At 67.3% G+C, this 14,823-nt stretch carries 15 protein-coding genes; 5 read left to right on the top strand and 10 right to left on the bottom strand.

Annotated elements, in window-relative coordinates:
• Nucleotides 1–50 precede the first annotated feature (50 nt).
• Together ACFFJ7_RS05795 and ACFFJ7_RS05800 are read right to left on the bottom strand one after the other, a co-directional pair.
• Nucleotides 51–1,802, bottom strand: coding sequence for a SulP family inorganic anion transporter (locus ACFFJ7_RS05795; RefSeq protein ID WP_166948022.1), 1,752 nt, complete (start codon nucleotides 1,800–1,802; stop codon nucleotides 51–53).
• A 260-nt stretch (nucleotides 1,803–2,062) separates the two neighbouring features.
• Complete coding sequence (locus tag ACFFJ7_RS05800; RefSeq protein ID WP_166948024.1) at nucleotides 2,063–2,338, bottom strand: helix-turn-helix domain-containing protein; 276 nt, start codon at nucleotides 2,336–2,338, stop codon at nucleotides 2,063–2,065.
• A gap of 180 nt (nucleotides 2,339–2,518) precedes the next feature.
• Here ACFFJ7_RS05800 and ACFFJ7_RS05805 point away from each other — a divergent pair, with 180 nt between their 5' ends.
• Nucleotides 2,519–2,719, top strand: coding sequence for a hypothetical protein (locus tag ACFFJ7_RS05805; protein ID WP_166948026.1), 201 nt, complete (start codon nucleotides 2,519–2,521; stop codon nucleotides 2,717–2,719).
• A 147-nt stretch (nucleotides 2,720–2,866) separates the two neighbouring features.
• On the opposite strand, the gene ACFFJ7_RS05810 is transcribed toward ACFFJ7_RS05805, so the two are convergent.
• From ACFFJ7_RS05810 to ACFFJ7_RS05820, 3 genes are all read right to left on the bottom strand, one after another.
• Complete coding sequence (locus ACFFJ7_RS05810) at nucleotides 2,867–3,250, bottom strand: twin-arginine translocation signal domain-containing protein (RefSeq protein WP_377591124.1); 384 nt, start codon at nucleotides 3,248–3,250, stop codon at nucleotides 2,867–2,869.
• Nucleotides 3,251–3,547: 297 nt separating this feature from the next.
• Complete coding sequence (locus tag ACFFJ7_RS05815) at nucleotides 3,548–4,708, bottom strand: DUF2865 domain-containing protein (protein WP_166948030.1); 1,161 nt, start codon at nucleotides 4,706–4,708, stop codon at nucleotides 3,548–3,550.
• 259 nt (nucleotides 4,709–4,967) lie between these two features.
• Entirely contained in the window at nucleotides 4,968–5,483 is a 516-nt protein-coding gene (locus ACFFJ7_RS05820) for a MarR family winged helix-turn-helix transcriptional regulator (RefSeq protein WP_166948032.1), read from the bottom strand.
• Nucleotides 5,484–5,699: 216 nt separating this feature from the next.
• Here ACFFJ7_RS05820 and ACFFJ7_RS05825 point away from each other — a divergent pair, with 216 nt between their 5' ends.
• The 3 genes from ACFFJ7_RS05825 to ACFFJ7_RS05835 all read left to right on the top strand — a co-directional run bounded on the left by ACFFJ7_RS05825 (nucleotide 5,700) and on the right by ACFFJ7_RS05835 (nucleotide 8,734).
• Complete coding sequence (locus ACFFJ7_RS05825; RefSeq protein WP_166948034.1) at nucleotides 5,700–6,230, top strand: CreA family protein; 531 nt, start codon at nucleotides 5,700–5,702, stop codon at nucleotides 6,228–6,230.
• Nucleotides 6,231–6,628: 398 nt separating this feature from the next.
• The gene (locus ACFFJ7_RS05830) at nucleotides 6,629–8,188 is read left to right on the top strand and encodes a 2-isopropylmalate synthase (protein WP_166948036.1); all 1,560 of its coding nucleotides are present in this window, start codon (nucleotides 6,629–6,631) and stop codon (nucleotides 8,186–8,188) included.
• Nucleotides 8,189–8,431: 243 nt separating this feature from the next.
• Nucleotides 8,432–8,734: a hypothetical protein gene (locus ACFFJ7_RS05835; protein ID WP_166948038.1), complete on the top strand. Its 303-nt coding sequence runs from the start codon at nucleotides 8,432–8,434 to the stop codon at nucleotides 8,732–8,734.
• A 39-nt stretch (nucleotides 8,735–8,773) separates the two neighbouring features.
• Here ACFFJ7_RS05835 and ACFFJ7_RS05840 read toward each other — a convergent pair whose 3' ends face one another.
• The 5 genes from ACFFJ7_RS05840 to ACFFJ7_RS05860 form a co-directional block, all read right to left on the bottom strand.
• Nucleotides 8,774–10,159, bottom strand: coding sequence for a class II 3-deoxy-7-phosphoheptulonate synthase (locus ACFFJ7_RS05840; protein ID WP_166948040.1), 1,386 nt, complete (start codon nucleotides 10,157–10,159; stop codon nucleotides 8,774–8,776).
• 137 nt (nucleotides 10,160–10,296) lie between these two features.
• Nucleotides 10,297–11,664, bottom strand: a complete 1,368-nt coding sequence (gor, locus tag ACFFJ7_RS05845) for a glutathione-disulfide reductase (RefSeq protein ID WP_377591129.1) — start codon at nucleotides 11,662–11,664, stop codon at nucleotides 10,297–10,299.
• Between the two features lie 81 nt (nucleotides 11,665–11,745).
• On the bottom strand, nucleotides 11,746–12,315 hold the full coding sequence (locus tag ACFFJ7_RS05850) for a DUF2059 domain-containing protein (protein WP_377591131.1): 570 nt from the start codon (nucleotides 12,313–12,315) through the stop codon (nucleotides 11,746–11,748).
• A gap of 191 nt (nucleotides 12,316–12,506) precedes the next feature.
• Nucleotides 12,507–13,205, bottom strand: a complete 699-nt coding sequence (rpiA, locus tag ACFFJ7_RS05855) for a ribose-5-phosphate isomerase RpiA (RefSeq protein WP_377591133.1) — start codon at nucleotides 13,203–13,205, stop codon at nucleotides 12,507–12,509.
• A 17-nt stretch (nucleotides 13,206–13,222) separates the two neighbouring features.
• On the bottom strand, nucleotides 13,223–13,681 hold the full coding sequence (locus ACFFJ7_RS05860; RefSeq protein ID WP_246225027.1) for a hypothetical protein: 459 nt from the start codon (nucleotides 13,679–13,681) through the stop codon (nucleotides 13,223–13,225).
• 321 nt (nucleotides 13,682–14,002) lie between these two features.
• Between ACFFJ7_RS05860 and gph the strand changes: the two genes are divergently transcribed.
• Nucleotides 14,003–14,716 (top strand): phosphoglycolate phosphatase, encoded by a 714-nt coding sequence (gph, locus tag ACFFJ7_RS05865; protein WP_377591136.1) that lies wholly within the window; start codon nucleotides 14,003–14,005, stop codon nucleotides 14,714–14,716.
• The last annotated feature ends 107 nt before the right edge of the window (nucleotides 14,717–14,823 follow it).

Genomic DNA, 14,823 nt, shown 5'->3' on the forward strand with positions numbered 1-14,823 from the left:
GGTGAAACGGAGCGACGGCCGGCGCGCGTCGGCTGTTCACATGTTCGGGATCAGGTCGCGGCCGGCGCCGCCGGTCGCGACCTGATGGCGGCGTGCGCGTCGTTCACCGCGTCGCGGACATTGGCCTTGAAGTGCACCAGCGGGTGGCGCACCCCGTGCAACAGCAGCGTGCGGCGCACGCCGGGCCGCGCGCCGGTGATGGAGATGATGGCGCCGCGCGCGTGCGCCTTGCGCACGAAGCCCTCGATGGTCGCGGCGGCGGTGGAATCGAGGAACGGCACGGCCGAGAAGTCGATGACGTAAGCCTTGGGCTGGCGCGCGATCTGGTCGAGCGTCGTGGCGACGGTCGCGGCCGCGCCGAAGAAGAACGCGCCCGAAATCCGCGAGACCACCACGTCCGGATCGCTCGCCTCGGCTGCGTCATATGGCAGCAGCGGGTCGCGCTCGTCGGTATCCGACGTGTCGGACGGGATGTGCGGGGTGAGGGCGGCGTTTTCCACCTCCACAGATTGCGCCATGCGATGCAGGAACAGCAGCGCGCTCAGTGTGAAGCCGACGACGATGCCTTCGATGAGGTCGCGGAAGACCGTGAGCAGGAACGTCGCCGCCAGCACCACGGCGTCGCCGCGCGAGGCGCGCAGCAGAGTGGCGACGGCGTGCTTCTCGACCATGTTCCACGCCACCGTCGCTAGCACGCCGGCAAGCGCGGCGAGCGGGATATAGGACGCGAGCGGCGCCGCGATCAGGATGAACAGCAGCAGGAACAGCGAATGCAGTATGCCCGCCACCGGCCCGTGCGCGCCGGAGCGCACGTTGGTGGCGGTGCGGGCAATGGTGCCTGTCACGCAGAAGCCGCCGAACAGGGCCGAGCCGATGTTCGCCGCGCCCTGCGCGACCAGCTCGCAATTCGACCGGTGCCGGCGGCCCGTCATGCTGTCGGCGACGACGGCGGACAGCAGGCTCTCGATGCTGCCGAGCAGCGCGAAGCTGACGGCCGCAGGCAGCACCGCGATGACTTTTTCGAAGCTCATGTCCGGCAGGCGCGGCGCGGGCAGCGACTGCGGAATGCCGCCGAACTTCGTGCCGATGGTCTCGACCGGCAGGTCTAGCGCGAAGGTGGCCAGCGCCGCGAGCGTCACTGCGATCAGCAGGCCGGGCAGGCGCGGGCGGTATTCGCGCAGGCCAATGATGACGACGATGGTCGCGGCCGCCAGCATGAACGCCGCGAGGTTGAAGGTGGGCAACGCATCCGCCAGCGCGGCGAGTTTCTCGAAGATCGGTCCGGGCTCCGGGCCGCTGAGCGTCAGGCCGAACAGGTCCTTGATCTGGCTTGAGAAGATGATGACCGCGATGCCCGCCGAGAAGCCGACGGTGACAGGGTAGGGAATGTATTTGATGAAGGTGCCGAGCTGCAGGAAGCCGATCAGCAGCAGCAGCACGCCCGACAGCAGCGTCGCCAGGATCAGTCCGTCCACGCCCTGCGTACTGACGGTGGTCGCGACGAGCACGATGAAGGCACCGGCCGGCCCGCCGATCTGGAACCGGCTGCCGCCGAGCAGCGAGACAAGGAAACCGCCGACGATCGCCGTGTAGAGGCCCCGGTCCGGCCCGACGCCGGACGCGATGGCGATGGCCATCGACAGCGGCAGCGCAACGATCGCCACCGTGAGGCCGGCGACCACGTCGGCCTTGAAATGGGCGAAGGTATAACCCTCGCGCAGGACGGTGATGAGCTTGGGCGTAAACAGTTCGACAAACGTCGGCGCGTTGCTGGCGCGGGTAGCTGTCGGCGAACGGGACATCGTGACACCTCAACGCGCGGCGTCCGTCAAGGGGGCGCCGCGCACTCTGGACGCAGGGCCGGCCATGTGCGCGGCTGAAGCTTCCTTCGCACGCCGCGACCACACGCCGGATTGTCGCAGCGTGGCGGGATCGTCGGACCCAGAATGCGCCCCCGGAAGCGATGGGCTGCCGGGGTGGGAGGCGGCGGTCGCCGTTACGCGGCGTCAAACATGAACCAGACTGGTGGACGCCTGTGGCACCCGCCGGTCGGAAAACAGGCTCAGGCCGAGCCGGACGTCACCGGCGGCGAAGGCTCCTTGAGCCGCACACCGCGCCCGCCGCCCTGGCTTGGCGCGTTCTCGCCAAGCAGCATCACGCCCGCCCGATCGAAAGCCTCGATGACCTTGGTCAGCGTATCCACGACGCCGCGCACATTCCCCTCGCTCGCTTCCATCCGCTGGATGGTGGGCAGGGAGACGCCTGAAAGCTCGGCGAGCTGTCGCTGGTCAATCCCCAGCAAAGCCCGCGCGGCGCGCATTTGAGCGGCGGTAATCACGCTATAGACCCGATCTGAAACATGAACGATCCTATATCATCTATTATTTATGATGTCAAAACCATCATTATCCAGATCCCGTACATGATGCGAGGTGCCGCGACCGCGCCGTCGGGCGACAACCGGCGCCGTTCCTGATATATTGCAGGACGACGTGAAGGCCTGCGTATGGAGGTTGGCATGACGAACACGCAATCCGGCGCTCCCGGAAAAGCCGGACAGGACGACGCGGCCCGGCGGAAGGAACTGGAAGAGCAGGAGGCGCGCGTCGACCGCCGCTTGGACGAGGAACTGGTGGAGACCTTTCCCGCCAGCGATGCGCCTTCGGTGACGCAGCCGGGCGCTGGGCAGGAGACGGGCGCCGAGGTCGAGAAACGCTGACGGACGCCGCTGTATCGGACCAGGGCGCGAACAGTGTTTCTGGGGCGGTTCGTTGCGTGCTGCCGGAAGGCGCCGGCCGGAGAACGAAAAAGGGAGCGCGATAACCGCGCTCCCTTGTTTTTTGACGACAGGCTGCTGGCGGATGCGTCAGCGATGCCAGCCGCCGGGATCGAACGTCCAGCCGTTGTGGCTGCGCACCCAGCGGGGATCGCGATGCCGGAAGCCGGGACGGTTGCGCACCCACTGGCCCGATCTCCACACGTAGTCGCGGCGGCGCGGGTTCCACTCCCAGAAACCCGGAACCCACACATAACCGGGGCGCGGCGGGGGCCTGCGCTCCTGGCGCGGACGCGGCGGCGCGCGGTTGGGCTGATGCGGCGGCGGCGGCCTGTTCCCGCCGGGGCGGCCGTTATGCCACTGGTCGGGGCGCTGCTGGGCCTGCGCTTCGCCAATGGCGGCCATGCCGGCCAGCGGCGCCGCAACGCCGGCGACGAGCAGGGCGCTCAGAAAATGTCGTCTTGAAACCATCATGCCACTCCTTGGGAGGTGAGTCGCTGCAATTTGCCCGGCCGGTCGCGGGGTGACGTCGGCCTGTGCCGGCCGCCCGTCTCCCCGTCCCGTTTTCCGGCCGGCTGCTCGAACCGTTTACGCTTGCAGGTTGCAGATGAATTGTTGCAATCCCGTGGCCAGAATTAGTCGTCGACGTGGAAATATATCGTTAACAGGTATAGATGAAGAAAATTTCATGTATACGAAATGCCGCTACAAAAGAAAACCAAACTATACACGTTCCTCCGGCGCCACGCCGTTTGCGAACGACCGGCGTGCTCAGTTCCCGTGCAGCGGCTCCTGCACGGGAACGAGATAGGGCGCGACAATCCGGACGCTGCGCCGCGAACCGTCGGGACCGGACGAGACGATCGTGCGCCCGTCCTTGCGGGAGAGCGGCCGGTCTTCGCCGGCGATGGCGGGGCCGATGCCGGCGGATTCGCCGCTCGCCGTCGGGACCGCCGCCGTGTCGGGGATCTCCTCCGCGTCGCCGGCCGCGGCGGGCTGTACCGCGGCCTGCCGTGCGGCGCGGGCGGCGCCGGGGCGGGAGAGTTCGTCCGCCTTTTCGGCGGTGACGATGATATCGTCGTCGTTGCGCCCGATCAGGGTTTCCGCGCCCTGCAGCGCATCGGCCCAGCTCTGGCCCGCCGGCAGGCAGGCGGCTTCGGGCACGAGGCGTTTCTGGTAGACGAGGGCGGTCGGCAGGGTGCTGTAGGGCACGCCGGAAGCGCTCTGCGCCCGCTCGATCTTGCCGCCTTCCGACATGAAAAACAGTTCGGTGCGGGTGGCCGGGCATTGCGCCTGGCACATCTGCTGTGCCTGCTCCCGTCCACGATACCGTGCGCCGAGCGGGAAGAAGTAGCCGTCGGCCAGGCGCACGCACACGGGCTGCGAGCCGCCGAGCCCGCGCTCGCCGCCTGCCGGTTTCTCGGTTGCCGGCGCGGTCGCGCGTTCGGGCGCGGGCGCGGTGGGCGGGGGCTCGTCCGCTGGCGCCGGTTGCCCGCCGCCGAAAAGCCGCTCCAGAAAGCCGCGCGGGCGCGCCGGCTCGTTGGCGCAATAACGGTCCAGCGCGGCCTGCAGTTCGCGCCGCCGCGCCTGGCTCCGCTGTCCGCCGCCCAGCCTGTCGGCGTAGGCGAGCATTTCGTTGAGGTTGGCCTGCATCTGCCGCATGTGGGTGCGCAGCGAGGAGCACTCGGCCGGCGGTCGGTAGATGTCCGTGCGCGTGCAGCCGATCTGGTCGAAGTAGGCGCGCGTGCGCTCAAGCTCGGCCCGCTGCCGCTGGGCGGCGACGGTGTACTCCTGCGCGCGCGGATCGACGGACCGGGAGATGCCGGCGAGTTCGGCCCGGTAGGCCGCGCAGTCGACGGCCTGCGCCACGGCGCCCGTGATGCCCCAACCCGTCATGATGCCGAAACCGGCCAGGGCAAGCGATGCCCGCATAGCTTTTTTCATACGTTGCGTGACCACTTGCTCGACCTGCCCGGCCGGCGCCGGGCCAACCGCATCCTGTCTGCCGCAGGGGCCCGACGAACCGTTGGCTGAAACCATCTGGTAGCATCGTTACTATAGTCGCGGCCAGCTTTTCCAGCGCTTTCGTCGGCGCCGGCGGCAGCGCCGGGGTTGAGCCGGCCGCGCGATCCCGTTGGGGCGAAGGAAAGAACCAGCCGTGGGCCGGAGGCGGCGGCCGATCAAAAATTGTTTATGACGCGGCGCTTCGCCGCGCCGACGGGTCAGGATCGCCCGCGCCGTCGAGGGGCTCGGCGCTGTCGATGCCGGCGCGCTCCATGAGATGGGCGATGATTCGCTCGAAAGCCTCCAGATCGGCCTCGGGAAGCCCTTCCGTGAGTTGCTGCGAGTATTCGAGCGCCGTGGGCACGATCATGGCATAAGTGCTGGCGCCCTTCTCGGTGAGGGACAGGAACGCCTCGCGCCGGTCGCGCTCGTTGGGACGGCGCAGGAGCAGCCCGCGTTCTTCCAGCGTCGCGACGGCGCGCGACACTTTCGTCTTGTGCATCTGGCTGTGGGCGCCGATGTCGCGCGCGGTCATGGGGCCGAACTCGCCCAGTGTCGCGATCAGGCGCCACTCGGGAATGCCGAAGCCGAAACGTTCGGTATAGATGCGGTCGAGCCCGCCCGCGACGACGTGCGCGAGGACATTCAGGCGGTAGGGCAGAAAGCGGCTCAGCGCCAGCGGTTCTGCGGGGGTGTCCGTCATGCTGCCGGATCTCGCAGGTAATAAGGGAACAAACCCCGCCCGATTGTTTCAGGCGGGACAGCCAGCAATGGCATACAGCGATCCCGACGTCGCGGCAATCGCTGCTTGCGACAAATCCGCTGGCAACCGCGAAAATGTTCGGCCGGCCAACAAAACGCCCCGTTTTCCGCGCAATACGCTATATATTGTCCGTCGCGATCTGCTCCGGAGTTTTCGATGTCCTTCGTTTCCCGTCTTGCCGCCGCCGCTCTCGTGGGTGTTCTTGCCGCGGCGGGCGGCCCCGGCATTGCGCAGGCGCGTGCCGACGGGCCGGACCTCATCTTCAGGAAGTCCACGGTGTGGAAGATGCTGACGCCCGACGACAAACTCGCGGTCTACGGCATCGACGATCCGGTCGTGTCCGGCGTTTCCTGCCATTACACCACGCCGGAGCGCGGTGGCGTCAAGGGCATGCTGGGTGTCGCGGAGGAGGTGTCGGACATCTCGCTCTCCTGCCATCAGGTCGGCCCGATCACCTTCAACGAAAAGTTCGCGCAGGGTGACGAAGTGTTCAGCGAACGCCGCTCGCTGATCTTCAAGCGCATGCAGATCGTGCGCGGCTGCGACGAGAAGCGCAACGTTCTCGTCTACCTCGTCTATTCCGACAAGCTGATCGAGGGGTCGCCGAAGAACTCCACCTCCGGCGTGCCCATCATGCCGTGGGGCGCGGCTGATGCGCCGCGCTGCGCAGACTGGCTGAAGCGCTGACGGCCGATCGCTGCTTCCGCCAAAATCGCCGACATTTTGTTGCGCGGGGTTGTCAGCCGTCTTCACGGTTGTTACAAGGGGTCATCGTCGGGCACATAGCCGCGACATCAGGGAGGGCGTGAGCGTGGGCATTTCCCGCTCCAAGGACACAAAAGGCCGGTCGGCCGCGGACGGTATGTCCCGCCGCGCCGATGCGCGTGTCAGCCCCTTCACCTCCGTGCTTCTTCTTTCCGGCCTCCTCCTTAGCTGCCCCTGAGGGCCGGCTGGGCTTCGCCTGGGCCTTCAGGGGATGATCGCCTTCCGCCCGGCGCACGGTTGCGTGCGCTCTGGGCAATGACGCTTTTCCGGATTCATGCATTTTCCGCCTGAAGGCGGCCCCATTCAAAGGAGACCGGCCAATGAGCACGGCAACGACGAGCGCCAAGGAGCACATCGTTATTTTCGACACCACCCTGCGCGACGGTGAGCAATGCCCCGGCGCCTCGATGACTTTCGAGGAAAAGCTGCAGGTCGCGACCGTCCTCGACGAGATGGGCGTCGATGTCATCGAGGCGGGCTTTCCCATCGCCTCCGAAGGCGATTTCGAATCGGTACGCGAGATCGCCAGAACCCTGAAGCGCTCCGTCGTCTGCGGGCTGGCGCGCGCCAACCCCAACGATATCGACCGGGCGGGCGAGGCCATCAGGCCGGCCGCGCGCGGGCGCATCCACACCTTCATCGGCACCTCGCCCCTGCACCGTCAGTACCAGTTGCAGCTCGACCAGGAGCAGGTCTACGAGCGCGCCGTCGCTTCGGTGAAGCGCGCCCGCAACTTCACCGATGACGTCGAGTGGTCGCCCATGGATGCGACGCGCACGGAGCATGACTACCTCTGCCGCATCGTCGAGGCGGCCATCGACGCGGGCGCGACCACGATCAACATTCCCGACACGGTCGGCTATGCGACGCCGGAAGAATATTACGAACTCATCCGCATGCTGATCGAGCGGGTGCCGAACGCCGACAAGGCGATCTTCTCCACCCACTGCCATGACGATCTCGGCCTCGCGGTCGCGAACTCGCTGGCGGGCGTGCGCGCCGGCGCGCGTCAGATCGAATGCACCATCAACGGCCTCGGCGAGCGCGCCGGCAACGCGGCGCTGGAGGAAGTGGTGCTGGCGATCCGCACGCGCGGCGACATCCTGCCCTACGAGACCGGCGTCGACACCACGCACCTGATGCGTGCCTCGAAACTGGTCTCGACGGTGACGTCCTTCCCCGTCCAGTACAACAAGGCCATCGTCGGCCGCAACGCCTTCGCCCACGAGAGCGGCATCCACCAGGACGGCGTGCTGAAGAACGCCCAGACCTACGAGATCATGACGCCCGAATCGGTCGGCGTCAGCAAGAACGCGCTCGTCATGGGCAAGCACTCCGGCCGCCACGCCTTCCGCGAGAAGCTGAAGGACCTCGGCTTCAACCTCGGCGAGAACGCGCTGGAGGATGCCTTCAAGCGCTTCAAGGATCTGGCCGACCGCAAGAAGGACGTCTACGACGAGGACATCGAGGCGCTCGTCGGCGACGAAATCCTGACGTCGCAGGACAGGATCAGGCTGGTGTCGCTATCGGTCGTCGCCGGCACGAGCGGGCCGCAGACGGCCGCGATCACCCTCGACATCGATGGCGTGGAGCACGAGGCGGAAGGCGAGGGCAACGGCCCGGTCGATGCGGTGTTCAACGTCATCAAGGCGCTCGTGCCGCATGACGCCACGCTGGAACTCTATCAGGTGCATGCCGTGACCGGCGGCACCGACGCGCAGGCGGAAGTTTCCGTGCGGCTGCGAACCGCGAGCGGCGAAACCACCGGCCGTGGCGCCGATCCCGATACGCTGGTCGCCTCCGCTCGCGCCTATCTCTCGGCCCTGAACCGCCTGCGGGCAAGGGGCGCGCGCACCCACGCGCACGCCACGACGCCGTAATACGCATCTCAACGAGCTTGCCTCGTCGAGACACGGTCAAACCCGTGCGGCGCAAGAACCATCTTGACGCCGCAAAGCCCGATACTCCCGGTCGGGGACGGGGAGTATTGGTTTAACGTGGATGCGGCCGTCATCGACGTCGTATTCGGCCGCCTCCCGTTGCTTGCGGCGGAAGGCGCGCGTTAGCCGCATCTTCACCTTTCCCGCGCATCCTGCCGGCGACAGCCATCGGGATGGGTGAGGATGGGGTTTCTGGCGCGGTTTGCGGTTTGTATCGGCATTGTCTACTGGTTCGCGCCGGAGCCCGCGGGCTATCGCGCGGGCTACGAGATGCGGCAGGAGCGGGAGCGGGCCGCCGAGGTGCTGGCCGCGCTCACCGGCCTGAGCACGCGGGACGGCGCCTCGCGTGACGAGGTCGAGGCCCTTGCCGTCGAGGCGGGAAGGATGCTCGCCGCGCTCGATCCCGAAACGCGGAAGGCGCTGATCGACCGGTACTTCGGTGCCGGCGGGGGCAACCTGTCCGCCCTGAAAGGCATGATCAACTGAAAAGGGCCGGCTTTCGCCGGCCCTGAGCGCAGTTGGCGTTTACTCCGCCGCCTCCGGGAAGGCGGGCCGCCCCTTCAGCAGGCGTTCCTGCTTGAGCCGCTCCGCCACGAGGAAGGTGACGTCGAGCGCCTGTTCGGCATTGAGGCGCGGGTCGCAATGGGTATGGTAGCGGTCCGAAAGCTGATCTTCCGTCAGCGGGCGGCCGCCGCCGGTGCATTCGGTCACGTTGCGGCCGGTCATCTCCAGATGGATGCCGCCCGCATGCGTGCCTTCCGCATGGTGGATGTTGAAGAAGCTGTCGATCTCGCTCACGATCCGCTCGAACGGCCGCGTCTTGTAGCCGCTCGCGGTGATGGTGTTGCCGTGCATCGGGTCGCACGACCACACGACCGCGCGCCCCTCCGCCTTCACCGCGCGTACCAGCGGGGGCAGGTGGTCCTGCACCTTGTCGGAGCCGAAGCGAGCGATCAGCGTCAGGCGGCCGGGCTCGTTGTCAGGGTTGAGTGCGTCGATGAGGCGCAGCAGGTCGTCAGCCTTGAGCGAGGGGCCGCACTTGAGGCCGACGGGGTTCCTGATGCCCCGGAAATACTCCACGTGCGCGTGGTCGAGCTGGCGCGTGCGGTCGCCGATCCAGATCATGTGGCCGGACGTCGCGTACCAGTCGCCGGAGGTGGAGTCGACGCGCGTCAGCGCCTCCTCATAGCCGAGCAGCAGCGCCTCGTGGCTGGTGTAGAGCTGGGTGGCACGCATCTCCGGGTTTGATTCCGGGTCGATGCCGCACGCGCGCATGAAGTCGAGCGCTTCCGTGATGCGGTCGGCGATCTCACGGTAGCGGTTCGACAGCGGGCTGTCCTTGACGAAGCCGAGCATCCAGCGATGGGCGTTGTCGAGGTTGGCGTAGCCACCGTTCGTGAAGGCGCGCAACAGGTTCAGCGTCGCCGCCGACTGGCGGAACGCCTTGAGCTGGCGGTGCGGATCAGGCGTGCGTGCTTCTTCCGTGAAGCCGATGCCATTGACGATGTCGCCGCGGTAGCTCGGCAGCGTCACGCCGTCGACGGTCTCCGTGGGCGAGGACCGCGGCTTGGCGAACTGGCCGGCGACGCGGCCGACCTTCACCACCGGCAGGCCGCCGGCATAGGTCAGCACCACGGCCATCTGCAGGAAGAGCCGCAGGAAATCGCGGATGGTATCGGCCGAATGTTCAGCGAAGCTCTCGGCGCAATCGCCGCCCTGCAGCAGGAAGGCCTTGCCTTCCGCCACCTTCGCGAGCTGGCGCTTCAACTGGCGGGCCTCGCCTGCAAAAACGAGGGGGGGAAAGGAGGCGAGCTGCTTCTCGACTGCCGCCAGCGTATCGACGTCCGGATAGGTCGGCACCTGCTGGATGGGCTTCGATCTCCAGCTCGACGGTGTCCAACGCTCGGTCATGACAGACTCTCCCACACGTATTCAGTCGAATTGCGGGGCGATACGCAGCAAGACGCCGCCCCGAAACAGGATTGCCACGTATATACGGATTGGGAACAAATTGCGAGCGGCAATTCGGCGCCGGGATGCCCGCGCGTTCAGGCGACGGGCGTGCGCAGCGTCACCAGTTCCTCCGCCGCCGACGGGTGCACGGCGATGGTGCGGTCGAAGTCGGCCTTGGTCGCGCCCATGGTAACGGCGATGCCCGCGAGCTGGATCATCTCGCCCGCCGCCTCGCCCACGATATGCACGCCGAGCACCCTGTCGCTCGCCCGGTCCACGACGATCTTCATCAGCACCCGTTCGGGCCCGCCCGAAAGCGTCGCCTTCATGGCACGGAAAGACGTGCGGAAAATCGCGACATCCGCATGCTTCTCTCGCGCCTGTGCCTCCGTGAGCCCGACGGTGCCGATCTCCGGCGTGGAGAAAACGGCCGTGGGGATGACGGAGTGATCGACCTGCCAGCTCTTGCCGCCGAACACGGTGTCGGCGAAGGCGTGTCCCTCCCGGATGGCGACGGGCGTCAGGTTCACACGGTCCGTGACGTCGCCGACGGCATAGATGGAAGGGACATTGGTGCGGGAAAAGCCGTCGACCGGGATGGCGCCGTTGGGCTTCAACGCGACGCCCGCCGCGTCGAGCCCGAGGCCCCCGACGTTCGGCCGGCGGCCGATGGCCGACAGCACGGCGTCGACCGTCATCGTCGTGCCGTCCGAAAGGCTGACCTCGATCGCCGATCCGTCCTGCGCCCGGCCCAGGCCGCTCACGGTGCGCCCCGCGAGCAGGCCGATGCCCCGTGCCGTATAGGCCGTCTCCAGCGCCGTGCGCACATCCTCGTCAAAGCCGCGCAGCAGCTTCTCGCCGCGATAGACGAGCGACGTCCGCGCGCCGAGCCCGGCGAAGATGCCGGCGAACTCGACCGCGATATAGCCCGCGCCGATCACCAGCACCCGCTGCGGCAGCGTGTCGAGATTGAACGCCTCGTTCGAGGTGATGGCAAGTTCGATCCCCGGAATGGAGGCGTCGCGCACGGGCGTGGCGCCGGTCGCGACGAGAATGGTCGTGGCGCGGATGCGTGCACCCGTGGAGAGCACGCGCACCGTATGCGCATCCTCGATCACGGCCCGGCTCCGGACAATCGACACGCCCGCCGATTCGAGATTCGCCGCGTAGATATTCTCCAGCCGCGTGATCTCGGCGTCCTTGTTGCGGATCAGCGTCGCCCAGTCGAACGACGTTTCGCCCACGTGCCAGCCGAAGCCGGCCGCATCCGCGAACTCGCCCGCGAAGCGGCTTGCGTAGACGAGAAGCTTCTTCGGCACGCAGCCGCGGATGACGCAGGTGCCGCCGTAGCGGAACTCTTCCGCGAGCATGACCCTCGCGCCGTGATTCGCCGCGATGCGGGCTGCCCGCACTCCCCCGGAGCCGCCTCCGATGACGAACAGATCGACGTCGAACGTATCCATGACCCAATCTCCCAGGCAGCGCGCGGCGGGCGAGCGCGCCGCCCTGTCAGCATCGCACCGTCGTCAGATATCGCGACCGTGTCAAATATCGTGACCCTTCTTGCGCATTTCCTCGCGCGCCCGGCTGACGATGAAGGCCGACACATCCCCGACCCACGTGTTCATCGCGCCGAACAGATCCTCCAGCACCAGCGGCTGGGTGGCGACATACTGCTGCCCGGCCGTCGACTGGAAGAACGCGCGGATTTCGGTCAGGTTCTGCTCGTTGATGCGGTTGGCCAGGATGCGCGCCGAGGCAGTCAGGATATCCTGCTTGCGCGCCTCCAGCTCGGGCTTCAGCTGCTCCAGCACGGCGTTGAGGTCGGCGGAAATCTCCGGCCGGGTGATGTATGTCTGGCGGACCTGGTCGGCGAAGGTCGGCAGCATGCCGTCGAACGTGCGCGCGATACCGGACAGGATGACGACGTCGCGGGCCACATCGACGTGGCTCTGCGAGAGTGCCGGAGAGGACGGCAGGCTGGTCGCCGGCTGCTGCTGCTGCGCACGCGCCGGGAGCGCCGAGGCCGCGACGCCGGCGGCAAGGGCGCAGGACGCGGCCGCGCCCAGAAAAAGATGTCGTGCGGAAAGACGGTTGAAGACGGGACTTTTCATTGGGATCTCCTGAGTGCAGAACAGCGGCCGTGCCGGACGAAAACAAATCCGCCGCTCTACCTCTTTGCCTGTGCGTTGAATGGAGCCAAGAAGGGTATCCGTTCCGGGGTTCGATGCGTCAGGCGGGCTTATCAGAATTTTTCCAGATCGGTAAGGCCCGATGATGGCCCGATCTGCGTGCGGATGCGTGATCAGCCGGCGCTGTTCTCGATGACGACGACGCCCCCTTCCGTCGCGAGAAACGCCGTCGAGCACATCCCGATGAAGAGACCGTGCTCCATGACGCCCGGGACGGCATTGAGCGCGGTCGCGAGCGTCTCTGGCTCGTGGATGACGCCGAACGCGATGTCGAGGATGTAATGGCCGCCGTCGGTGACGAAGGGGACGGCGCCCGCGCGGCGCAACGTCACGGCGCCCTGGCTGCCGAAGTGCGCCGCGATCTTTTCCACCGCCGCCTGCGTCGCCGCGAGGCCGAAGGGCACGACCTCGACGGGCAGCGGGAAGCGGCCGAGGCCGGCGACGCGCTTCGAGGCATCGGCTATGACCACCATGCGGGCACTGGCGGCGGCCACGATCTTTTCGCGCAGCAGCGCGCCGCCGCCGCCCTTGATGAGGCGCAGGCGGTCGTCGAACTCGTCCGCGCCGTCAACGGTGAGGTCGAGCCGCGGCGTCTCGTCGAGCGTGGTCAGGCGGATGCCCTCCGCCTCCGCCTGGGCGCGGGTCTCCTCCGAGGTGGGAACGCCGACGACATGAAGGCCCTGGCGGACGCGATCGCCCAGCAGTGCGACGAAATGGCGCGCGGTCGAACCGGTGCCAAGCCCCAGCCGCATGCCCGGTTCCACGAGTTCGATGGCGCGCGCGGCGGCCTCGCGCTTCAAGGTTTCGCTCACTCGGCATCCTCCTGCGGTTACTGGGCCGGGGTGGTGGGGGGCTGCGGCGCGTGGTTGCCGTTGGAGATGTCCGTCTGCGACTGCGTTCCGGCCTGGCCGGGGGCGGCAGGGCCGGACTTGTCGGCGGCGCTCAACTGGGGCGTGCAGACCACGTGGATGTTGAACACATAGCAGCTGCTGATCTCGCCCGTGCGGTAGTTCACCCGGAAAACGCCGCTCTCGCGCGTGTGGTTGGAGGGAACCAGCCCGTATTCGCCGAGTGCCTGCGGCCCCGCGCCCTCGCCGGCCGGGAAACAGAAGGTGACGCCGATCGTGCCTTCCTTCAGGCCGTACTGGCAGGCGCCGACCTCTCCCGTCGCCGTGTTGACGCGGTAGATGCGGTTCAGGTCCGCCTGCGGCGCGGGCGCGAAGGCGAAAGGCGCCGCACCGCTCAGCAGGACGAGCGCGAAGACGCCGCCCAGGACCCTGGATGCCAACGGCAGACAGGCTGAGGCGCGGCGGCGGCCATCCGCCGGGGATGCCGTCTCTATGGGCAGCGATCGATAAGTGGACGATCGACAAGTGTCCGTCATGAAGGTGCCTCTCAAGAAGATGTCCGTCATGGCACGTTCGCCCGTGAACGCCCGGCGGCCCGACCGGCCGTTCATAGCATTCCTCGCCTCCGCCGTCAGCCACCGGACGCGGATTCCACAGGATGACGGCAGCATCGGCGCCGGTTTCGCGCTGTTGCCGGCCGCCCGCGCAGCGCCTATAGTCCGCGCGACGTTCCTTCCCTCATACAGCGACGAAATCCGACCATGTCCGACAATGAGCGCCCGATTGCCGTATTCGACCTCGATGGCACGCTTGCCGATACGGCGCCCGATCTCATCGCGGCCCTCAACGCGGTGCTGACTGAAGAGGACGTGCCGCCGCTCGGCGTCGCGGAGGCGCGCGACCTGATCGGCGCGGGTGCGCGTTCGCTCATCCAGCGCGGCCTGCAGGTGGCCGGCCACGCCACGATCGACGACGCCCGGCTGGAGAGGATGTTCCGCTCCTTCCTCGCCCACTACGGCGAGCACCTCAACGACCACACGACGCTGTTTCCCGGCGTCACGGAATCGCTCGACAGGTTCGCCGATGCGGGCTGGATACTGGCCGTCTGCACCAACAAATACGAGAATCACTCGCTGCAGTTGCTCGACCTGCTCGGCATCGCAGACCGCTTCACGGCCATCTGCGGCCGCGACACCTTCCCCTATTTCAAGCCCGACCCGCGCCACCTGACGCTCACGATCGAACGCGCCGGGGGATCGCCGCGACAGGCGATCATGGTGGGCGATTCGCAGACCGACATCAAGACCGCGCGCGCTGCCGGCATCCCGGTCGTGGCCGTGCCTTTCGGCTACAGCGACATCCCGGTGGCCGAACTGGCGCCCGACCGGCTGATCAACCATTTCGACGATCTGTGGACAGCGGCGGTGGAAATCACCGGTTACGGCCAAAAGCAGCCGAAAACGACGCTTTCATGAACGAGACCGCTTGACGGAAGGCGCGGAGCTTCTTAGAAGGCATGTCACACGCTCCGCGCAGCAAACAGGCGGGGAGCTTCATGCTTTATACCCGATGCCTCGCTGGA

The sequence above is a fragment of the Pseudochelatococcus lubricantis genome (assembly GCF_042432495.1).
Taxonomy (GTDB): domain Bacteria; phylum Pseudomonadota; class Alphaproteobacteria; order Rhizobiales; family Beijerinckiaceae; genus Pseudochelatococcus; species Pseudochelatococcus lubricantis.